Genomic DNA, 22,223 nt, shown 5'->3' with positions numbered 1-22,223 from the left:
TTAATATCCATCGTTCTGCGGTTTAAGGTTGCTGTTCACGAGCAGTTCACGCTGGGGCAGCGGCCAGTTTTTCATAAAGGTCTGCCACTGCGGTTTTACAGATTGCATGGTAGTAGTAAGAAGATCCCATCTTTTGAGGTCTAAAAACCGATGGCCACCTTCTGTAAAAAATTCGTGACGTTTTTCCTGAATTATAAGATCCTGTATCTCCTGCGCGGTACTAGAGGAAGGGATGGTAAGGCCTGCCCGTTCGCGGATTTTGCTTAAATTCTGCAGTGCTGCAGTTGTATTTCCCATTCTGTTTTCAGCTTCTGCTGCAATCAGGTAGGCTTCCTCTATCCTTAACATCACAGAATATTCAAGAGAAGCTGGTGTTTTAGCATACTGCTTATATTTGTAGGGATAAAAATAGGTGTCTGTACCGGCCACTATCGCCTTCGTCCATTCACCGAGTCTCAAATCCCCTGTTTCAAATGAAGAAAGCAGGCCTGTGCTTAAAAAAGCATAAGGTGGCGGTGTATCCCGGATAATATACGTCTGCCCCTCTAGGGTATTGGCACCCGCTTCCACTGGTGCAAATTGCCACACCGTACTTTTGGCTCCTTTCAGAAATACATTAGCAAGGGATGTTTCCAGCGAGTAGATCGGGTCAGCTGTTACCAGATTTGCGTATCGGCGTGCCTTTTCCCAGTCCTGATGATAAATAAACACCCTGGCCAAAAGGAGACGCGCTGCCGTTCTGTTGATGCGCGTGCGTTCTGGAGTGGCGTAGGAGTCGCTCAGCAGATTTTCAGCATGTAGAAGGTCGTTCTGCAATTTCGAATAAATCTGAGGCAAGGTGTTTTTAGATATAGTCTGATTAACCTTATATTCTGTTGTTTCTACGTAGGGCACTTCTCCATACAGACCCGTCAGGTAAAGATGAAGGAGCGCCCGTATGGCCAGGGATTCTCCTGTAAGCATATTTCGCGTAGACTCATCCAGATAATCACCACTGCGCGCAGCTCCTTCGATTATATTGTTTACGGCATAAATATTCCTGTACGAACTGATCCAGATATCGTCCACTGCAGGAGTGGTACTTTGCAGGGTCAGGTCATAAAAAGCTTTCATTCCGTTTTGCTGCGTGTTATTCGTCTGAAGTTCGTCCGTGTAACATCCTGTCAGGAAAGGTACACCGGAAATATCGCCGGCTAGAAGACTGTTGCTGCGTAGGTTTGCATATACGTCGGCTAACGCCGAGAGCGCGGTAGCCCTATCTTTGAAGACCGTGAATTGGGAAATCTGGTTGGTAGGATAATCTACTTCTACGAAACGTTCACAGTGAACAAAAAAGCAGAGTAAGGTACCGGTAAGGACGTGTGAAAATATGTACTTTGTTTTCATTGTTTAGAATTTTAATGTTGCGGTCATACTGTAGGTTTTTAAGGTGGGCAGATATGTACCTCTGACCTCCGGATCCAAACCTTTAAAAGGAGTGATGGTAATCAGGTTCTGGCCGTGAAGCCCCAACTCAAGAGTCTTCCCGGAGTGCCCATAGGGCACGTTCCAGCTTAGCTGAAGTGAATTGAGCCGGATAAAGGAAGCATCTACGATAGCTGCGTCGCTGTACTGGTAATCCGTGAAAGCCTTTAAAACTGCGGCATTAGCTCCGGTGGTGGGCCGCTGATATTTCGCATCTGGGTTGCCGGGAGTCCAGTAATCCAGCATATAGGTAGCCACATTAGCCATCGTGCCGGGAGCCCCAAGACTATAAAGCAGATCAAACTGCTGCTGCTTTACAAACTGCCACAGAAACTCCAGCGACAGATTCCCGTACGAGATGCTGTTGCTCAGTCCACCAAAGAATTTTACGCCCATATCGACACTCTTCTTCCGGTCGTCTACCGTAATCTTTCCGTCGCCGTTCATATCGGTAAATTGGTAAATACCTGTTGCCGAATCAATTCCGGCGTACTCATACACCTTACGGATATTCATAGACCTGCCCACTTCATACGTATTCGCATACGTGCTGGTTTCTATATTCGGAAACTCAAGAAGCTTTGAAGCGGGAAACGATATATTTGCACTCACATTCCACCGTAACTCCTTTGTCCGGATCACCGTGGAATTTGCATCCAGCTCAAGCCCGGTATTCTGCACGGTTGCGGGAAAATTCTGCTGTAACGTGTCAAAACCCGTAGTAGCAGACAATGGTATTCCTACAAGCTGGTTGGAGGACCGGTTCCGGTACCACGCTGCAGTAAAATACAGTGCATCCCTGAACAGGCTCAGTTCCACTGCTGCTTCAAGTTTACCTGTTTTCTCCCATGTAAAATCCGGATTGTAAAGCCGCGATGGATACAGTACAGGTATTCCTCCATAGTTAGCAGTACCTGATGTATACGTGTTGAGATACTGATAATCTCCGATCTGATCACTGCCTGTGATACCGTAACTTCCGCGCAGCTTACCGAAACTTAGCCATGAGACCTCTTTTAAAAACTGCTCACGCGAAAATATCCATGCGACACCTGCCGCTCCGAAATTTGCAAAACGGTTATTCGGTCCAAAGCGGCTCGAGCCGTCGCGCCTTGCCGTCAGATTCACTGTATATCTGCCGTCAAATGTATAATTCGCCCTGCCATATAGTGCCTGATACCGGTATTTGATTTCAGTATCATTACTCACTTTCTGAACCTTGGCATTCGAAAGATTGTACAGCAATTCGTTCGTAGAGAAATCACTTCCCTGTACCGAGAATATATCAGTATTTCTTTCCTCAAAGGTGCTTCCTATAAGGGCGCTAATTTGATGTGCAGACCATCGTTTATCAAAGTTGACCTGCGGCTCCGCAATCCAGTTTCCGTGCTTGGTATTACCCACGGTGACCGCAGAATATTGCGCAGTCGCACCGTAAACAGGATTATATTGCGTGGACGGACTCGTCTTAAATTCCTCCAGAAGCGTTTGGGTGTAGCCGGCATTGAGACGGAAGGTAACTTCAGGAAGCAGCCTGTATTCAGTCAGAATGCGGCTTGCAAGCGTTTTTGTTTTCACGAGGTATTTGTTCTCCAGCTGTGCCAGTGGGTTTTCAAAGGTGTTGCCCTCCCAGTTCAGGCTGCCGTCCGCCTGGTACAGCGCTGGCGCATTGGGCGGGCGGAACGCCTGCCGCGTAAGGTCGGCCACTGCGAGCTTATTGTCTTCAGTGGTGTACTGCACCGAGGGTACAATCTTCAGTTTACCATCTTTCGAACGAATATTGGAATTCAGCGTAAATCCCGAGCGTTTGTATCTAAAACCGTGGCCGTAAACCGTACCGCGCTGTCCGTTAAAAATACTCACACGGGTTTGGTGCTGTACATTTCCGCCACTCAGTACAAGTTCCTGCTGTTGGTTCAGGAAGGTGCGGCCGATAAGCGTTTTGTACCAGTCCGCGTAGCGTGTGCTGTCCCACTTGCCGTTCATGTCGTAGGCGATGGCGGGGTATGCGGTGATGCCGTCCAGACTGAATGCATCTTCGCGCAGTTTGCGGTATTGTTCCGTGCTCGCCAACTCAACAAACTGGTTTGCATAAGACAGCGAAGTGCTCAAGGTAAGCGCGGTCTCAATATCTTTTGACGTCCCGTTCTTGGTGGTAATCAACACCACCCCGTTGGCACCTCTCGATCCGTAGATGGCCGTTGCGTCCGCATCTTTCAGTATTGCTACACTTTCAATATCGTTAGGATTTATTGCGTTGAGTGGACTCGACTCTCCTTTGGAGAGGATGCCGGTGGACAAGCTCAGAACCGAATTTGAATTGGAATTGAGCGGAACACCGTTGACGATGATCAGCGGAGCATTGCCGTCGAACCGCACGCTGTTCTGCCCACGTATGGCAATATCAAACCCACCGCCTGCATTACCGGTATTATTAGTAATCGATACGCCGGACATCCTCCCCTGCACGGCCGACAGCACATTGTTAACAGGCTGGTTTTCGATGTCTTTGGCGGTAACCTTCGCAATGCTCCCCGTGCTTTCTCTGGCTTTTACATTATAGTAACCCGCATTCAGCACCACCTCCTGAATAGTATTTATTTTTTCTTTCAGGGAAATCACAAAAGTGCTTTTTCCGCCGGCCGTTATTTTCTCTTCCGCATACTCCGGATGCCGGAAGATCAGTACCGGGTTTTCGCCCGTAGTTTGGAGACGAAACTTTCCCGAGGCTGACGTGGTGGCCATCTGATTCGTTCCTTCCTGCGTCACGGTCACGCCGCTGAGGGGTTTTTCTCCACTGTTTACCTCTCCCGTGACTGTACGGGTCTGTGCCTTGACCTGCGAGTGAACCGCTGAATATATAAGGCAACAGGAAACAGCTCCTACGTTTAATAGGATTTTTTTCATAGTTTTGTTTTGGTTTTAGTTATACGTTAATTAATTCCGCGCTCTTTCCTCTTGGGTCTGCAAACTTTAGGGAAAGGGCTTTTTTTTGTCCTCATTGTGCGCCGTTGTCATCGCGGGCGCAGCGAAGCGATCTCTTTTGCGAAGCAAAAGCCGGATTGTCCCAGGGGAAAGCGTGTAGAAACTTATGAAGGGGCACTTTCCCGCTGAAGACGAATCCTTTTAAATAGCTTGGTATGAAAGTTTACTTTTTTTACGAACTATCGTTAAAATAATATTGGTCCATTATTTCTGTTGCTTAAATTAATAATCGCTGCGCTCCGACCTGGGAGATTTTTGCGTTAAGGAAAAATTGAATTTCTTCCCATCCTGTACTCTCAACATTTACAATATAAAAATTTCCACTGTTTGAGTGGCGGCAAAAATCTTCGTACACAAAAACCCATCTTCTTTCCGCCCGAGTTTTGGAAATTTTCTTAGAAGAAATTCGATTTTTTTTGCCAAAAGATCCATGTCTTAAACTTTTGGTTCTTTTGTGTCAAGACAAAAGAACGAAATCCCGGATTGCTTCAGGGGAAAGCCAAACACAAATGATGAAAAAAAAGAACACTTTCCCGCTGAAGACGAATCCTTTTAAATAGCTAGATATGAAAACTTACTTTTTTTACGAACTATCGTTAAAATAATATTGGTCCATTATTTCTGTTTCTTAAATTAATAATCGCTGCGCTCCGACCTAGGAGATTTTTGCGTTAAGAAAAAATTATAATTTCTTTCTTAACCGATTTCTCTAATTTGAAACCACCTAAAAATTTCCACTGTTTGAGTGGCGGCAAAAATCTTCGTACACATAAACCCATCTTCTTTCCGCCCGAGTTTTGGAAATTTTCTTAGAAGAAATTTAATTTTTTTAGTAAAAAGATCCAAGTCTTGAACTTTTGGTTCTTTTGTTTCAAGACAAAAGAACTGAAAAAATATAGTCTGCATTTTTGGTTCATTTTTCATCAATGAAAAAAAATTTAAACTCGGATTGTCCCAGGAGAAGCCAAGTAAAAATTTATGAAGAGGGTACTCTCCCCCTGAAGACCAATCCTTTTGAAAGTAGTGATTTTTGATTATTACGTTCCTTAGGAGGTGTTGTTGAAAACATAAGTAATCATCATATCTAACTTTTTAATTAATAAACATGCTACTGCACTATACCGCGACCTCGGAGATTTTTGCGTTAAGAAAAAATTATAATTTCTTTCTTAACAGATTTTTCTAAGTTGAAACCACCTAAAAATTTCCATTGTTTGAGTGGCGGCAAAAATCTTCGTACACATAAACCCATCTTCTTTCCGCCCGAGTTTTGGAAATTTTCTTAGAAGAAATTCGATTTTTTTTGCCAAAAGATCCAAGTCTTGAACTTTTGGTTCTTTTGTTTCAAGACAAAAGAACGAAATCCCGGATCGCTTTAGGGGAAAGCCAAACACAAATGATGAAAAAAAAAACTTTCCCGCTAAAGAACAATCCTTTTTTTATTTTAAATGTCATCGCGAGCAACGCGAAGCGATCTTTTCTGTGAAGCAAGACCAATATTCAAATTACCGCATTTTCAAATCGCCACATTATCACATCATTGTCATCGCGAGCAACGCGAAGCGATCTCTTTTGCGCAGCAAAAGCCCGGACTGCCCCGCGGGAAAGCCTGTGTAGAAAGTGGGAACTTCCCCGCTGAAGACAATCCTTCTGAAGAGCATTGATATGAATGTCAGGAGCTCTTTACGAGGTATCATAGTGATTGGTATGAGCTGGCATATACGTATTTTAAGTTGTTCTTATTCTTTTCCTAACTCTTGTATTCAAATCGACCTGGGAGTTATTTACGTTAAGAAAAATGGAAATTTCTTCCGTAGATAATCTCCGATGATATCACACATAAAAATTCCCTTTGTCCGAAGCGCGGCACTCTCTGGTATTCGAAGTGCAGCCTATCTTCCCGCGCAAGTTTGGAAACCTAACGAAGTGGTTCGACGACCGAAGGGAGTCAAATTTTCTCAGAAGAAATTTTTTATTTTTTAGTAAATAAATCCAAGTCTTGAACTTTTGGTTCTTTTGTTTCAAGACAAAAGAACTGAAAAAAATATTCCTTCATTTTTATGGTTCTTCTTCATCAAGGAAATCACTGAAGTGATTCGCTGATCCCTAAAAAACATCAAAGAATGAAACAAAAAAGAATAAATCCTTCTGAAGAGCATTGATATGAATGCCAGGGTCTCTTTAGGAAGTATCATAGTTATTGATATGAGCTGGCATATACGTATTTTAAGTTGTTCTTATCCTTTTCCTACCTCTTGTATTCAAATCGACCTAGGAGTTATTTACGTTAAGAAAAATGGAAATTTCTTCCGTAGATAATCCGATGACATCACACATAAAAATTCCCTTTGTCCGAAGCGCGGCAATCTCTGGTATTCGAAGCGCAACCTATCCTCCCGCGCAAGTTTGGGAATTTTCTCAGAAGAAATTTTTATTTTTTAGTAAATAAATCCAAGTCTTGAACTTTTGGTTCTTTTGTTTCAAGACAAAAGAACTGAAAAAAATATTTCCTTCATTTTTATGGTTCTTCTTCATCAAGGAAATCACTGAAGTGATTCGCTGATTCCTAAAAAAAATATAAAAGAAGGAAGCAAAAAAGAACAAATCCTTCTGAAGAGCATTGATATGAATGTCAGGGTCTCTTTAGCAAGTATCTGTATTATGAGGTATCGTGCAATAAATTCATGGCTTAAAATGAGTGGTTGATGAAGTACGAAAAGTAGAAAAAAGTTCCCGCGAAAGCAGTAATGCCGCAATGGTTGTGCACACCATTGTAAGTGTCATTCTGAATGGAGCAAAGCGAAATGAAGAAACCTAGCAAAGCGGTTCGACGAAGTCAATCTCTTTTAGGGAGCCAAAACATTTCAATTACTCCTTTCATATACAGTGAAGCGGCTTAGAAATTTGTAGAGAAAGCGAACATCATGGGAAAACAAAAACGGCATGAAATCTCAACATTATCCGACTTGAGGTACTGGTATACCATGCAACAGATAAGAGATCGAGACTCACGCCTAGGTCGTGAGCTCTTCAGCTTATCGTCTCGTTGCTTTTAAATTACCAGTTTTCAAGTCGAGATTCTAAGCGAATAGCTTCTAATATTTTGAAGTATCGCAAAACTACATTTATAAGTAATTTGATACAAATATACCAAAAAATATTTCGGTATACAATAGTATACCGAAATATTTATCATTATGTATTTAATTGCAGCTATGATAAAGCAAGGTGAAAAAATTATAATTATAAAAACAGCGATTACTTTACGGACCTTGCTCAATCGTAATAAGACCTTACAACTCGCTGAACCAAATAAGGATATTGTATCCAGTTATGAAAAAATAGCAATAAACTCTAGTTCAGATCTTACTAAAGCAACAGTGAACAATGCATTCAGTGGTGTAAAAAGATCAGCAATGACTACTATCGTAGTTATCATTGAATGCATGGGTTATAATCTAAGTGAATTTGCTGCGGAATATGATAAAATCACCGATGAAGAAATCACTTCGTTCCAAAAAGAGATTATAGAAGAGAAAAATAAAAAGTCCTGACAAGATAGGGATTAGTAAATAATAAGGTGATGGTGGGATTATGCAATGAGAAACGACGCTGTTTTTACCTGCCTAACCGGAAAAAGAATTCAAAAATAAATCCTCTAAATTGGACTGAACTGACATAGTTTTTGAAATCGAAAAATGTTGTTACCAGTCTTGTAATCTAACGTTAGTTCTAATATAAACTGCAGTTTCGTACAGATATTTACCGTACACATTGTTTTTATTACGGATTATTTACGTACATTTGTAAAAATATTCAGGTATGAGCACGGCAACTAAAGAACACGCACGGTTTGACGCACGACTTCCTAAAGAACAAAAAGAATTCTTTGAAAGAGCTGCATATTTAGGCGGTTTCAGAAGTTTGACAGACTTTGTAATATTAACAGTACAGGAAAAAGCGAAAGAAATTGTTCAGGAAAAAGAACAGATAATAGCTTCTGAAAAAGACAGCCAAATCTTTTTTGATGCCGTTACAAAAGCCAAGAAACCTTCTGAAATACTAAAAAATGCTTTAGAGGATTATAACGTTTTTGTAACAAATTCAAAGGAATGATTGAACTTTTAAACAAAAAACATAATCGGGAAGATTTTAATTGTGGAAAGGATCTTTTAACCAATTATCTGAGAGCACAGGCCGGACAAGATATCAAAAGAAAGTTATCTGCTTGTTTTGTCTTATCTGAAAATGGTACAGGAATTCAGGGGTACTACACGCTTTCAAATAATAGCATTTCTTTGAGCAGTTTTTCGGAACACATTCAAAAGAAACTTCCAAGATCATATAATGCTGTTCCAACCACTTTACTGGGGAGGTTAGCAATTGACAAAAAACATCAGGGCAAAGGACTGGGAAAAATATTTCTGATTGATGCACTCAAAAGATGTTATGAAATATCAAAAGAAATAGGGTCATTTGCTGTTGTTGTAGACCCCATTGATGAAGAAGCCGAAAAGTTTTACAAAAAATATGATTTCATAAAACTTCCAACCAGCCAAAAAGTGTTCATAGCAGCCAAAACATTACAGGAGTTATTCGGGTGAAAGGCTATAGTCTGCGCAGTCGCAATAAAAGGGGAATTCGTTCGTATGTTCTGCCGGTCGAGATAGGTCGGATTGTTTCCCGTTTCCTTTACAACCTGAAGATTAAAGCTCTCTTTTATTTCCGAATATTTTCTGCTCCTGCCGGACGCAATTTCGGAATTTTTTCTCTAACCTCATAGCCAAAATTTTTAATGAATGCAGCTTCAGCATGTCCCGCAGTCCGTTCTGCGGTCGGAAGGTCGCTTACGAATACGCGGTGTATCCTGCTGCACAAATTCACGGAAATTATTCCGGCCGTCGGCACTAATACCCACCTGCGAGTCAGCCCTAACCGGGGAAGCCGTTGGTGATGTAGCGGATGTCAATGCGATTATGTATATAGTTATACCTTGCTTAAACCCCTTAAAATAAAGTCCTCGGATTTAAAGCTTCATCAAGATTGATGGCTTTCAGCTCCGCCTCATGCGTCGGGAACGCAAAATCCTGAATATCCCTGTTGCCCAGCCATTCTTTTTCCATCGCTTTCGGCAGAATAATCGGCATTCGGTGTTTCGTATTGTGGATTTCAGTCATCAGTTCATTGGCCTGCGTCGTAACAATAGAAAACGTTTTAAGCGTTTCCCCCGTTGCTTCATCGGTCCATTGCCCATAGATTCCGCCCAGTGAAAAAATTTCCGCATTTGGAAGGGTCAGATAATGTTTGTGTTTTACCTTTCCTTTCGCGTCGATCCATTTCCATTCATAAAATCCTTTAACCAACACGAGACAGCGTTGCTTATAATGTTGACGGAACGAGGGCTTTTCTGCCACCGTTTCTATCCTCGCGTTAAGCGTCTGTTTCTGGATTTTGCGGTCCTTCGCCCACGACGGTATCAGTCCCCAGTTGGCTGACGTCGCCACGCCCGGGTTCTCATCCAGAATGACGGGAACCAGTGCATGGCTAAATCCATTCAGAAATTTTTTGGGTTCATAGTCTTCCCCGTCGAATCCCACACCATACATTTCCTTTATTTCTGCCTTCGTAAGGCTTGAATCTACATAATTACACATAACCGTTCTATTTAAACGCTGATTTCAGCCAGTCCAAATGTACATATTTTATTAAAAAAAGATGGGTGCATTCTCTGATTAAAAGTTAGCGGCCGAAAAGCTGCGACCGGGACAGGGTTTAAAAAAAACACCGCACTGCTCTTTGAAAATTAAATTTATATATCTAAATTTGAGTTCATTAATCCTTTAAATTGACCGTCATGGGAATTAAAACGGGACCTAAGAAAATTGCAAAATCTACTGGAAAGCCAGACAGACGGCAGAGAGATAACAAAGAAACTCCTGCAAACAATCCGGCACTCAAGCCGCATAAGCATAAGAAAGGCGATTAAGATATTTGCTTCAGATGGTGGTTTCTCCACTCGTGCGAACGCCCACGTTTTACACCTTAGTTTCCACTTGGTACACCCCATGTTGGCAACTCCGGTTCTTGCCTCTTTCCAACCCCAGAGTCGTCACCTGCACCAATGCTCAAACAGTTTTATTCGAAAAAAATTACGGTACTACCGAAAGCCTACCGAAAAACTTCCGTTTTGTTTGCTCAACTTTGTTCTTATAAGCATCAAAACGATGAAACCCAGGATGACCCGTCTTTGCATCTATCCCAAAGATATTCAGCGTATTACCGGTAAAAGTGAACGGTATAGCCGTAATTTGCTGCACTCCATCAAAAAATCCCTCCAAAAAACCGACCATCAGGTCCTCACGGTAGAAGAGTTTGCCCTCTACATGGGCATTCCCTACGAAGCAGTACAACACTTCATCACCGACTAAATTTCCTTCATTCCCCCCCATCACCCTCAACCCTTCCACCCATCCACTCCTCAACCCGCCCACCCTCACCCCTCACCCCTCACCCTCCAGTAATCACCAATCTACCCCTCCACTCCTTCACTCCTCCACCCCTCCACTCCTCCACCCCTCCACTCCTCCACTCCTCCATCCCTCCACTCCTCCACCCCTCCACTCCTCCACCCCTCTACTCCTCCACCCCTCCACCCCTCCACCCCCACATAAAAAAGCCCCCCTTCCGGGAGGCTCATCTTTAGTCTTTACCATCTTCTGCGGAAAAAATGGATCAGATACTTAACCGTCAGGGTCACAAGGTAGCTGGAAACTCCGCCAATTCCGGCCAAAATTATGGTTTTTACCACCTCATCCCCATCCACCTGCATCAGCACGATAAGTACCATGCCACTTGCGGCACTGATGCGCTGGGAGGTGTCGAACGTTATCACCGCAACCGGTCGTTCGCCACCGCAGTCTGACTTACAATGCTGGCTATTGCACCTGCCAGCGCCGCATAACCGGCAGCTGTAGTCACTACAGCAGGCAACACAACAGGCGCGGTAACAATGGCACCGCCAATGCCCGTCAGGATCAGTCCAAAATTGCGGATCTTTCGGAAGAACTTCGGCGTGGGTTCCTGAACCCGCCGTACTACTTTTCTCATGATCACTCCTTTTTAATGATTAAGGTTACTTCATAGCCGCTATCCAGGATTGGATACAGGCAATCTTTCATTCTTTCCAAAGCAGGGCGCGAGCCGCTGCCTCTTCCTGCGCCTGTGTGCTGCAGCACGGGGGCGATACATCCTCTCAATTCTTTTTTAGCCTCATTGGCCGCATGGAATAGGATGTAGGATCTCTGCGGAACCCCCATCACTTCAAAGTGCCAGTGGAAACGGGGACTTTGCCGTTTTCGCAAAATATACCGCCCTTCCGGAATGCAGGACACGCGTGGGCGGTTATCCTGCCACGGCAGTTCAATCGTCCGGCACAGCTGCTTTCCCTCAAAAAACAGAATTCCATTCGCACCTTCCGGGTGATAGGTTCGGATCAACTGCACTTCCATCACTATGGGGTTCCTGAAACTTTCACAATCTGGAGGGCATTGAACGCGCCGTTTTTCATTTCGTAAAAAGTACCGTTGACCTCCTGATAAAAACTGATTCCAAAAACAAGGAATAGCGGATTCACCGACGCGGCCGGCAAACTGTTACTCAGCTGCAGCGCACTTGTAAGTACCGTATCGATAGGCTGCACGGGTTGTTCAGAGTGTTCTGAAGCATACGCTGCCGTCTCGAAATTAATATCCATCGCTGCGGCCACCATCTTGTAATGCGTGCTTCCGCTCGGCGCGATAATGCTGTCTGTAGGAATGAAAGGATTCATACTGATGACCGCGTCGCCGGTTACCCGGTCGATTGTAGCGGTAAACGGTGCGACGATGGAAGTGGAAAGCTTTCCGCTGATATTAAATTCAAATCCTTCCAAAAGTTCCGCCTCCCCGTCGATAACATTTCGCAGTCCACGCGGGTTGATCGCATCCATCTGAATAACTTTCACCATTTCCTTTGTCAGCCGGCTTACCATCCTCGGATCAGCCGAAGTCCGCAACAGACTTTGGATCGTCGACCGCAGAATTTTGCCTGCTTTCCCGGCCCTGCCAAACTCCGCCATATTTTCCCGCGTCCGCTGGAATTTTGGGTCTGTCATCATCCGTTCTGCGGAAATTCCGCCTTTTTCTCTGGCCATAAAGCCATCTCTCGTACGGTAAAAGGTAATGTCACCTAAGGTACCGTGCAGTTTAATAACACCTTTTTGTCTTGCCATTGTTTTAAGTTTTAAAATGAACATTCGGATGTTAAGGTACATCCGTGAAAACCTCTTGTGATCACAGGACAAAATTGATCAACAAACCTATACAAAGCAAGCACCCATGCCGGTTACAGCCGTTTTTGCCATAGTTACCATAAAGAGCCCGGAACCGACCAAAGTCGCCGGAAATTGCCGAAAAAAACAAAAAAATGATGACCGCAAAATACCACCATGCACCAGATTAAATCCTGCTGATCCTTAACGGCGCCTACTGCGTCCTCGTCCTGTATAACATGCTTTGGAATAATCCTGATTAAGGCCAGCGCAAATGCTTAATGCTTCATCCTTACTTCATAGATACTTCATGGATAATGCATGGATAAGGCGTGTAAAATTCTGCGCACCTGCTCTAAGTTCCCCCTCACCATCCACCACCCCTCAACAACCCTCCACCACCCCTCAACAACCCTCCACCACCCCTCAAAAACCACCCCTCACCCATCATCCAACAATTTCCCCTATTTTTGTAAAAAAAATACCCATGCTCCTCATCGACTCGCCTTCCCACAACGCCTATTTCAACATCGCTTCCGAAGAATACTTACTCCACCGCTTTCCTACCGAAGACCTTTTTCTCCTCTATGTAAATGCGCCCTCCATAATTGTCGGTAAATTTCAAAATACGCTCGCCGAGATTAATCTGGATTATGTGCAGCAAAACAACATCAAAGTCGTTCGTCGCATGTCCGGCGGTGGCGCGGTTTACCATGACTTGGGAAATCTCAACTTTTCTTTTCACACACTTTTGGGCGAAAACGATTTTGGAGATTTTTCCTTTTTTACCCAACCCGTTTTAAAGATGTTGAATAATCTGGGCGTACCCGCCGAGTTGCAGGGCAGAAATGATCTTTTGGTGGATGGCAAAAAGTTTAGCGGCAACGCGAAACTCGCGCGTCACGGCAAAATGATCCAGCATGGCACCCTCCTTTTCAATTCTGAAATGGAAGTCCTGGGTGAAGCCCTCAAAGCAAATCCCTTAAAATTTATCGATAAAGCCACCAAATCCAACCGCGCCCGCGTCACCAACCTTCTCGGTTATTTGCCTGAAGGAACAACAACCGATGACCTGAAAGATTTACTTACGCGCGAAATCCTCAAGATTCATCCCGATGCGACACGCTATATACTCACCGACGAAGATCTGCTCGGCATCAAAAAACTGCAGCAGGAAAAATATGAAACCTGGGATTGGAATTTTGGCTTTTCCCCCAATTATAACTTTAAGAGAGCCATCAAAATTCCCGCGGGTTTCATCGAGATTCATCTGGATGTCGTCCACGGGATAATAGACAAAGTAAAAATATTCGGTGATTTTTTCGCGTCCCAACCGATCGAATTGCTGGAACAGGAGCTTGTCGGTCAGAAACACGACCTCAATGCCCTAAGGCTGAAACTTTCTCAGCTCGATCTGACCCAGTTTTTTGGTAAGGTTACGCTGGAAGAAATCATCGGAGGATTCAAATAGAATTATTGCACATCCGGAAATATAGATCCATCCCTCAGGTCGAGTGAAATTATTCGAAACAACGCGCCGTCAAGTCGAATGCGTCAGGTCGAGTGAAATTATTTGCAGCGAAGCGAAAAATAATTTCGTATCGAGACCTTCCATAAAACTTCATGATACGCTGCGCTACTCGAAGTGACGATGAGGGTTACATAGAACCAGTCGTCAGGTCGAATGCGTCAGGTCGAGTGAAATTATTCGCAGCCAAGCGGAGAATAATTTGTATCGAGACCTTCCATAAAACTTCTCGATACGCTTCACTGCGTTGCGCTACTCGAAGTGACGATAGGGGTTACGTAGAACCATTCGTCAGGTCGAGTGAAATTATTCGAAGCGCAGCGAAGAATAATTTTGTATCGAGACCTTTTACACTAACTTCGCCACGCTGTTCCTCGGTTAACGTACCTCCTTAGGTGCCAGCGATCTCCCGGTATTCATTCAAAATAGCCTCCCAGATTCTTTTCTGACAGTATTTATCCACGATTTTTTTGCGGCTGTGCATTTGAAGCAGTTGCAGTTTATTTTCATCATCCACAACGCTTTGCATGGCGGCCAGCAATGCCCGGTCATTTTTTACAGGAATGATGAGTCCGTTATGACCATGTTCTACAATTTCGTTGCACCCGTTAATATCGGTTACAATACTCGGCACGCCCATCGCTCCCGCCTGCAATACGACATTCGGAAAACCTTCACGGTAACTGGGCAACACCAGACAATGGCTGAGCGCCAGATAAGGCCGTACATCCTGAACATACCCCGTCGAGATGATCTGGACATTTCGTTTTATTTCAGATAGCGTAATGTTCAGAATCGGATTATGCTCCTGTTCCAGAGCACCCACAAGAAGAAGTTTTATTTTCGGATACTTGGCCTGGAATACATGTCCGTTTTCGGAGGGTGGCGCCGTATAATCGCCTGCACCAGCACTCGAGCCATTTAGTCGGCCATAACCATCACGCATCACTGCGGGTTTCCGGTATAAAACGCGGCTCAGACGTTGCCGGAGTGCAAGCCCCGTAACCGATTGTCCGCTGGTATTCATGAGATTTCGCTCATTCGCAAAGGTTTGGCGGAGGTCGTCTGCGGCGGAAAGCTGTGGCGACCGCATTTGAATAAGGTGTGATTTGTCGCCGTTTTCCGGCCGCGGATATGTCTGGTCAGCCGGCATCTCCGACAGACTTTTAAACGCCGAAACCAACTCGTTAATCCCTTTGTCCTTTACAATCCTGCCCAGAAAAACAAAGACGAAATCGTCTTCCTCAATTTGCAGGTCTCTTTGCAGCGCCATCTTCTCAGCCGTTGAGACCGCCGTGGGTCTAAAATGAGACAGATCAATGCCGTTCGAACTTCCGTTTCCCAGGACCTTTAGTTTGGAGGCCGCGCAAAACTTTTCCTGCAGAATAATATTTTTGAGCGCAGCCGAATTCGGATACACTTTCGTACAAAAACGATAGGTTAACCACTCCACACGCGAGAGCAGCTGTCGTTTAAAGCCTGTACTTTCCAAAAGCGGTAAGCCTGCCACCGTATGCATGCGCACGGGCACCCGCGCCAGATAAGCCGCGATCATGGAGACAAGACCCGCTTTAGGTGTGTGCGAATGCACAATATCGGGTTTGTTTTTCCGAAAAAAGCGATACATTTTGTAAATAGACTTCAGGTCTTTTAGCGGCGTAATTTCGCGCGTCATTTCCACCGCATGGTGCTGAATTCCCAGATTTTGCGCCAGGCGTTGCAGATACTCTTCATCCGACGACACCGCGGTAACCTCATAGAAACCGTTCATAAAACTAAGCTGATTACCCAGGAGTTTCTCCATAGAAATCGGCACAGAAGTGATTCTGATTAATTTTTTCATGAATCAACTGTATTTAGACTTTTTCTAAAGTCCGGCCGGATTTGTAAATATTTTTCATAGCATTTGTGTTTTATACTGCAATAATATAAAAAATAATGCGGTTTCCCGTAAAAAATAGATTTTTTCCCCCACGAAAGTTCCAGAAGCTAAGTGGGAAGGTGTTTTTTGAGTAGGGTTTCCAACGCTAAGACGTCTCTTGCAAAAGTTCCGATCATTCGATCCTGGCCTTCTCGCGTGCGGATAAAGATTTCTTTTTGACACCCACAAAAAAATCACCCCGTTAATTTAAATGATTCTGATGGCTATATTTATTACTTTAACTTTACTTGTGGAAAATACAACTCGATCCGACATCCAGGCAATTTGAGGAACAGAGACTTTAAATACTATTTTCCCAGAATTAATTCTGCCATCTTCTTAGACGTTTTTTCAATATTGAAGGATTTCTCAACCAAAGCACGGCCTTTTTTGCCCATGTTTTCGCCGCTCATTTTATTGTTGATTAAGAAATGTAAAGCTTCTAGAAACTCCTCTTCCGTATCTGCCAAAAACCCGGTATCCCCATTTAAACACATCTCCGCATTCACTCCCACATTTGAGGCAATCACGGGTTTTCCACACGCCATATACTGAATGATCTTATACGCACATTTGCCTTCTTCCCAGGGAGAATGCCGCAAGGGCATAATGCCAACATCAATCTTGCAAATTGCTTCAACCTCAGTTTCTGCCGTCCAGGGCACATATTTGACGTGATCGCCGAGGAAAACATCATTTTCAGTAATGCCGATAATATGTATTTCGAGATCGAAAAGATCCTGCGCTTTGAGGAGCCAGTCTTTAATGGAAAGAAGGTGCTTTTCAAAAGTCGTTTTTGTACCGATCCACCCAATGATGAATTTTCTTCCTTTTGTAGATTCAGCCGATGGCACATATCTCTCTAAATCAACTACCGTTGGAACAATGATAACTTTTTTTGCGCCCGCTTTTTCCGCCCGCTTGGCGAGATAGCTGTTTCCTGCAATTACGACCTCCGCATGTTTCATGACAATATCGATCTTATTTTCAAGAAAAGTTCGAATGAAAAAATTGGAATTGCGATCGTAATTGTGAAATATCGCGTCGTCGTAATCAACGAGGTAATCTTTACCGCTTAGAAATAGAAGCCACTCCGCAAAAGGTGGAGAATAGGGAAAAATTTCTTTTTCGATATAAACCTTATCATACTTAAAGACGGTAAAAAACACCAAAAACCTTTTCATATAAAAATTGAAAAGTGACCATCTGCTTGGTTTTCCTCCATACAAATTATGGAGATAGGCATCATTGAAAAAGGAGGAAACCGTGCAATCGATTCCCGCAGCTTCGTAATGCCGAAGATACTGAAACGTCCGCATCCTGCTGCTGGCGCCTAAAGCGGTGTATTTGGTCAAAAAAAGTAATTTCATATTTGGTTCTTTAATTTGACGGCCATTTTTAAATACACAAACAGCAACAAGCCAAAGGGCACCGCAAAGAAAGTGAGGAGCTTTTTCGGTGAGTCGGCAAGAAACCTTCTGTTCGTGGCGATCATACTTCCGGAAACATAATGCACCGCATTGCGAAAGCGGTCTCTAAATGAAGGAGAATAAATCATTCGAACGGTCCGCGAATAATTAAACCCTTTGGGATTATTAAAATATGAGCGCACAATATTTTTCGTGGACCCATCGTCACGGTATTCTACTACACAAACCACTTCATTCAACGTGAGCATTTTGTAATCTTTGTCGATCATAAAGGGGAGGCAAAATATCGGCACAAACTTCTCGCCTGCGAATTCCGGATAGTTTGGGTATTTTTTCACCACGTCGGTTCTGTAAATCAGTTTTTTATCGCCTTTCAAACGGTGGATCCAGTAGAACCCGCCAATAGTGGTTTCAGGTAAATTATCGGGAAAGCGGTCACCGATGACACTGCCGTCTTTTAAACTGTCCAGCGCGAGAATCCCGGCATACTTTTCCGAACCATTCTTCTGCCAATGGTCGAGAATGACCTCCACTGCGGTAGTGGTACAGTAATCATCGGAATCCATACACATGTTGAGTTCGGTCTCGATCACTTTATAGGCTGCATTATAGCCGGTATGCATTCCACCATTTTCTTTGTAAAGATATTTAATTTCTATTTTTTGCTCCGCCAGCCACTCATCCACCAGATCCTTTGTATTGTCCGTGGAGCCGTCATCAATAATGAGCCAAAGAAAATCCTGCGAAGTTTGCGCACAGAGACTCTTGTACAAATCGCCAAGGCAATAGGCGCGGTTAAATGTGGGGGTAAAAACGGTTAATTTCTTCATTATTATCCTTTTAAAAACATAAAGTAGGTAAATAAATAATAAACGGCAATTACCACCCCAACAACTCTATATTGATTCGGAAATAGTTTGTACCGCAACAGCGGATAAGCAATAACGGGTGCCATCAAAAACCAGGAAAGGTACGCAAAGCGGTTAGAGAAATTCGCGCGAATGACAAGGATCCAGAAAGCATTAGCGATCATATAGGTGCCCCATATATGAATATAGAAGGTATCTGTTACTTTTTTCTTAAAGATAAAATACCACCCCGCAAAAGCGGCAAAGGAGGAATAAAAGAGAAAATCCCACCGAAAGCCGGTATAAGCGAACTGATCGTTATTTACATTTCCTTTGGTTAAATAATCTGCAGCCCGCGTATCATCCCCAAAACCCAGACCGCCAAAGAAACTTTCCCAGAATCCGCCCCCAATTAGGGAAAGTGGAATAGCAGCCAACCAAATATATAAATAGGTTTTGGGATTTTTATAAACACCCGAAACTGCGAAAGCGGCAATCGGAATAATTAGGGAACTATGAACACCAAATGATAAAGCCATTATAGCATACATTAAAAATCGTCTTTCGTAGAAGTAGAGCGCTAGAATAAAAATTGAAGTTCCCAAGCCATTCCGAATGCCATTGGTACCAAAAGGCCAGAACATATAAGAACCCACAAAAATAAAAAACACATAATACCAGTAAGAGCCACAGTATTTTTTCGAAAAGAGATAACACGGTATAATATAGATAACCGCGCAGAGAAAGAAAAAAAGCGGTCGCTCATTATGTTGGTGGAAGCGATTAGAAAATAATTGAAAAGATAATCTTTGATTATCACCGGCACTTCACCCGCAGCCACCAGATTAAAAAATTTGCCGTACGTTCCCATATCTCCGAACGTATAACTCACCGGTCTTGTTCCCAAATAGAGGATCATCATGACGAGTAAGGTAAAACCGAGGCCTGCCGAGAAATTCTTCGTTCCCCTGTCGAACAAATCATTTTGGTATGCATGAAAAAGCGTGACGAGCATAAGGATCATCATCATGTTGTAATAGATCGCAGTGTAACTGCTTAAGGAATATCCAATCGAACAAAGGCTAAGGTTGTGGTTAAGGTTAAGGTTAAGGTTCAGCTCCAAACCCTATTTTGAAAGCTTCAGTTCCGGATTTCGACAGGGTTAAGGTTTAGTGGTTAAGTGAGTAAAAAGGTCCTTCCATTGTTGCATGACTTTATCAATACTGAAGCGTTGCACATTTTCACGTGCGGCACGTCCCATTTTACGACGTAAATTTTCATCTGACATGAGCATTTTTAATTGTGCCGTAAAAATATCTAAATTTTTATAAGGAACGAGAAAAGAATCGTTTCCATTTCTCACAATATGTTGCGGACCAGTTGGCGAATCATAGGTAACGATAGGGATATCCACTGAAAGGGCCTCCAGCAAGACCATGGGAAAACATTCGGTTTCGGAAGTCACCGCATAGATGCTGTAATGCTGCATCTCCTTTTTAAGATCAGAGGTCACCCCTTTAAATTTGACCTTATCATTGAGTCCCAAAGTGCGAACCTGATCTTCGAGTTTTTGTTGGGTCGAGAGGTAATCCTCCCCAAAGAAGTGCAGTTCCCACTCCGGGAAATCTTTGCTTAGGCGAGCAAAAGCTTCAATCAGATCAGAGAAATTCTTAACGGGAGAAATTCTACCGGCAGCCAGGATTTTTTTTGAGATATAATCGGTTTGCTCGGCTGTCAATTCTGCCGGATTCGGAATGATAGTGATGTGGGAGTTCGTATAAAACGCCTTTTCAGATTCATTCAGAACCGCAATGCATTCATATTTCTCTTCTATCAGGCGGTTTAAATGTTGGAGAAATCTCTTCTTGATAGAAGCTGTGGGACCTGTATAAAAGAAACGCGAGCCGTGAAATTCCTTAATCTTTGGAATCTGCTTTTCGAGATAAGGCAAAAAATAAAAATCGGGACCAAAACTGCAGCTGATTACAACGTCGGGTTTAAGCTGGCACAAAAGTGTCAGCAAAGCATTACGGTGTGCTGGAATTTTCTTCAGATTTATGGGATGAAAATAACTTTTACCTATTTCGTAATTGATGTCTAAATCAAACATTTGAATTTTCGCACTGAAAGCATAAACCGGCTTTCTCCCCTTCTGATTGTAAGTTACGATGATCACCTCATCACCCAAGACATCAGCCAGATAATTGGCTTTGTGGGAAAGCACTTTTTCAATGCCACCGTGGAGATAGGTCTGATCGGTGAGGTAGAGAATTTTCATGGTTGCACAAAGATAAAAATTTTAGAGGTGTGGCCGCACCGCGGACTGTCCGAAACCAGAAAGTGTAATTTCTTCGGGTATTGTTGCAGATAGGTTGCCAAATTTCGGCCAAAAAGCAAGTTATTTGGGAGGATTCCCGAAGAACCCCGCAACAAAATCAAAAGGGCAGTAGAACAAATAAGTCATTTCAATGACGGACCAACGGAAAATCTTTTAATGACAAACTTATTTTACGGTCATTGAACAAGACTTAACTACAATTTAAAGACGCATTGCTGATGACGGAGACTTCCGAATAAGCAGCGAGGCACATGATTTAAAATTTATTACTGCCGCCATCATTCAGTGTAAACGCGAAGGGCTGCGAGGCCAGTCGCGTTTACCCCAAACTTCGGAACAACGCATCCCATTGCTGCACAATCTTGCCGGCAGAAAAACGCTGCACATTTTTCTTTGCTTTCGCTCCCATTCCTTTTCGAAGTTGATCATCATTCATTAAGACACTCACCTGCTTCGCAAACATCTCCATATTTCCATTTTCAATGAGAAAGCCATCTTCACCGTCGGTAATAATATCGGCGGGCCCGCTTGGACAATCAAAACTCACAACGGGAAGACCACAACCCATCGCTTCAATTAAGACCATACCGAAACCTTCTGAGCGGCTCGGAAGTACCAATAAAGAAGAATTCAAATATTCTTTCTCAATATCCAGAACAGGCGCATGAAAATGGATGTTTTTTAAATTTAAATCTTTTGCTGTACTGTGCAGATGATCATGCGTTCCTTTACCATAAATATGCAGTTCCCACGCCGGAAAGTTCTTTTCGGCTTTCGACCATATTTGGAGCAGTAAATCATACCCCTTATTGTAACTGTAACTACCAACAGCCATCACTTTTTTATTTTCTAATGACGAAACTTGGTTAGATTCGAAAGGAATAGGATTTGGAATGACCGCCAGATTTTTCAAATGCCACTCTTTCTTATTGCCTTCCGTGAGAAGCACAATTTTCGTAAAGCGTTTCCCTAAGACCTGTTTTAAGCGATGTTGAGCTTTTTTAAAAAGGGAAACTCCTTTGCCGCGATCGGCCAGGAGCAGAGAGGCGTGACTTTCATGAATCCATTTCGCTTTTGTGGAAATAAAGCCCGGAAGAAAAAATCCTTTTAGTGCATCATCACAAACCGATATAATGCCGGGCTGTATCTGATCTATTTTTTTTTGAAGGCTATTTTTATACTGTAAAAGATAGGTGACAGGATTGCCTCCCACTTCTACAGAATGGAAACGTATTTTTTTTGAAAAAGGGAAAAAAGGGTCTTTCGCGATTTCGTTCAGGCTCAGCATATGCACTTCATATCCAAGATCCTCTGCAAGCATGGACGCTTTGACCGACAAAACCCTTTCGAGGCCGCCGGAGCCGCTGATACCGTTGGTGATATAGAGAAGTTTCATTTTGA

Annotated in this window: 19 protein-coding genes; 5 read left to right on the top strand and 14 right to left on the bottom strand. The window is 43.3% G+C overall.

The genetic code is table 11. From position 1 onward, the window contains the following. The 3 genes from L0B70_RS07910 to L0B70_RS07900 all read right to left on the bottom strand — a co-directional run bounded on the left by L0B70_RS07910 (position 1) and on the right by L0B70_RS07900 (position 5,376). Entirely contained in the window at positions 1–1,386 is a 1,386-nt protein-coding gene (locus L0B70_RS07910; protein ID WP_235141282.1) for a RagB/SusD family nutrient uptake outer membrane protein, read from the bottom strand. A 3-nt stretch (positions 1,387–1,389) separates the two neighbouring features. Beyond that, positions 1,390–4,371: a SusC/RagA family TonB-linked outer membrane protein gene (locus tag L0B70_RS07905; protein ID WP_235141281.1), complete on the bottom strand. Its 2,982-nt coding sequence runs from the start codon at positions 4,369–4,371 to the stop codon at positions 1,390–1,392. A 774-nt stretch (positions 4,372–5,145) separates the two neighbouring features. Then, complete coding sequence (locus tag L0B70_RS07900) at positions 5,146–5,376, bottom strand: hypothetical protein (protein WP_235141280.1); 231 nt, start codon at positions 5,374–5,376, stop codon at positions 5,146–5,148. A 2,270-nt stretch (positions 5,377–7,646) separates the two neighbouring features. Between L0B70_RS07900 and L0B70_RS07895 the strand changes: the two genes are divergently transcribed. The 3 genes from L0B70_RS07895 (at position 7,647) to L0B70_RS07885 (ending at position 9,053) form a co-directional block, all read left to right on the top strand. After that, positions 7,647–8,003, top strand: a complete 357-nt coding sequence (locus tag L0B70_RS07895) for a hypothetical protein (protein ID WP_235141279.1) — start codon at positions 7,647–7,649, stop codon at positions 8,001–8,003. 268 nt (positions 8,004–8,271) lie between these two features. Next, complete coding sequence (locus tag L0B70_RS07890; protein WP_235141278.1) at positions 8,272–8,565, top strand: DUF1778 domain-containing protein; 294 nt, start codon at positions 8,272–8,274, stop codon at positions 8,563–8,565. Further along, complete coding sequence (locus L0B70_RS07885; RefSeq protein WP_235141277.1) at positions 8,562–9,053, top strand: GNAT family N-acetyltransferase; 492 nt, start codon at positions 8,562–8,564, stop codon at positions 9,051–9,053. The genes L0B70_RS07890 and L0B70_RS07885 overlap by 4 nt, the downstream gene beginning before the upstream one ends. A gap of 402 nt (positions 9,054–9,455) precedes the next feature. On the opposite strand, the gene L0B70_RS07880 is transcribed toward L0B70_RS07885, so the two are convergent. Further along, positions 9,456–10,103 (bottom strand): SOS response-associated peptidase, encoded by a 648-nt coding sequence (locus L0B70_RS07880; protein WP_235141276.1) that lies wholly within the window; start codon positions 10,101–10,103, stop codon positions 9,456–9,458. A 582-nt stretch (positions 10,104–10,685) separates the two neighbouring features. Here L0B70_RS07880 and L0B70_RS07875 point away from each other — a divergent pair. Further along, positions 10,686–10,877 carry a hypothetical protein gene (locus L0B70_RS07875; RefSeq protein WP_235141275.1) on the top strand — a complete coding sequence of 64 codons (192 nt, stop codon included), beginning with the start codon at positions 10,686–10,688 and terminating at the stop codon, positions 10,875–10,877. 278 nt (positions 10,878–11,155) lie between these two features. Here the strand turns inward: L0B70_RS07875 and L0B70_RS07870 are convergent, their stop codons facing one another. The 4 genes from L0B70_RS07870 to L0B70_RS07855 are packed head-to-tail and all read right to left on the bottom strand — an operon-like array spanning position 11,156 to position 12,718. After that, on the bottom strand, positions 11,156–11,341 hold the full coding sequence (locus L0B70_RS07870; RefSeq protein ID WP_235141274.1) for a hypothetical protein: 186 nt from the start codon (positions 11,339–11,341) through the stop codon (positions 11,156–11,158). After that, on the bottom strand, positions 11,338–11,556 hold the full coding sequence (locus L0B70_RS07865; protein ID WP_235141273.1) for a hypothetical protein: 219 nt from the start codon (positions 11,554–11,556) through the stop codon (positions 11,338–11,340). Before L0B70_RS07865 ends, L0B70_RS07870 begins: the two co-directional genes overlap by 4 nt. 2 nt (positions 11,557–11,558) lie before the next feature. Further along, positions 11,559–11,957 (bottom strand): DUF5675 family protein, encoded by a 399-nt coding sequence (locus L0B70_RS07860; protein WP_235141272.1) that lies wholly within the window; start codon positions 11,955–11,957, stop codon positions 11,559–11,561. Between the two features lie 2 nt (positions 11,958–11,959). Next, a complete protein-coding gene (locus L0B70_RS07855) occupies positions 11,960–12,718 on the bottom strand; it encodes a hypothetical protein (protein WP_235141271.1) in 759 nt (252 codons plus the stop codon). Positions 12,719–13,244: 526 nt separating this feature from the next. Between L0B70_RS07855 and L0B70_RS07850 the strand changes: the two genes are divergently transcribed. Further along, positions 13,245–14,228 carry a lipoate--protein ligase gene (locus tag L0B70_RS07850; RefSeq protein ID WP_235141270.1) on the top strand — a complete coding sequence of 328 codons (984 nt, stop codon included), beginning with the start codon at positions 13,245–13,247 and terminating at the stop codon, positions 14,226–14,228. 448 nt (positions 14,229–14,676) lie between these two features. On the opposite strand, the gene L0B70_RS07845 is transcribed toward L0B70_RS07850, so the two are convergent. The 6 genes from L0B70_RS07845 to L0B70_RS07820 all read right to left on the bottom strand — a co-directional run bounded on the left by L0B70_RS07845 (position 14,677) and on the right by L0B70_RS07820 (position 22,218). After that, positions 14,677–16,128, bottom strand: coding sequence for a glycosyltransferase family 4 protein (locus L0B70_RS07845; RefSeq protein ID WP_235141269.1), 1,452 nt, complete (start codon positions 16,126–16,128; stop codon positions 14,677–14,679). 386 nt (positions 16,129–16,514) lie between these two features. After that, positions 16,515–17,576, bottom strand: a complete 1,062-nt coding sequence (locus L0B70_RS07840) for a glycosyltransferase family 4 protein (RefSeq protein WP_235141268.1) — start codon at positions 17,574–17,576, stop codon at positions 16,515–16,517. Then, positions 17,573–18,466, bottom strand: coding sequence for a glycosyltransferase family 2 protein (locus L0B70_RS07835; protein WP_235141267.1), 894 nt, complete (start codon positions 18,464–18,466; stop codon positions 17,573–17,575). The genes L0B70_RS07840 and L0B70_RS07835 overlap by 4 nt, the downstream gene beginning before the upstream one ends. 2 nt (positions 18,467–18,468) lie before the next feature. Then, positions 18,469–19,206: an EpsG family protein gene (locus tag L0B70_RS07830; RefSeq protein WP_235143571.1), complete on the bottom strand. Its 738-nt coding sequence runs from the start codon at positions 19,204–19,206 to the stop codon at positions 18,469–18,471. Positions 19,207–19,646: 440 nt separating this feature from the next. Continuing rightward, a complete protein-coding gene (locus L0B70_RS07825; protein WP_235141266.1) occupies positions 19,647–20,762 on the bottom strand; it encodes a glycosyltransferase family 4 protein in 1,116 nt (371 codons plus the stop codon). A gap of 379 nt (positions 20,763–21,141) precedes the next feature. Further along, positions 21,142–22,218, bottom strand: a complete 1,077-nt coding sequence (locus L0B70_RS07820; RefSeq protein ID WP_235141265.1) for a glycosyltransferase family 4 protein — start codon at positions 22,216–22,218, stop codon at positions 21,142–21,144. Positions 22,219–22,223 lie beyond the last annotated feature (5 nt).

This window comes from Kaistella sp. 97-N-M2 (assembly GCF_021513235.1).
Taxonomy (GTDB): domain Bacteria; phylum Bacteroidota; class Bacteroidia; order Flavobacteriales; family Weeksellaceae; genus Kaistella.
The sequence above is the reverse complement of the archived record's forward strand: the minus strand, read 5'-3'. Positions and strand labels throughout refer to the sequence as shown.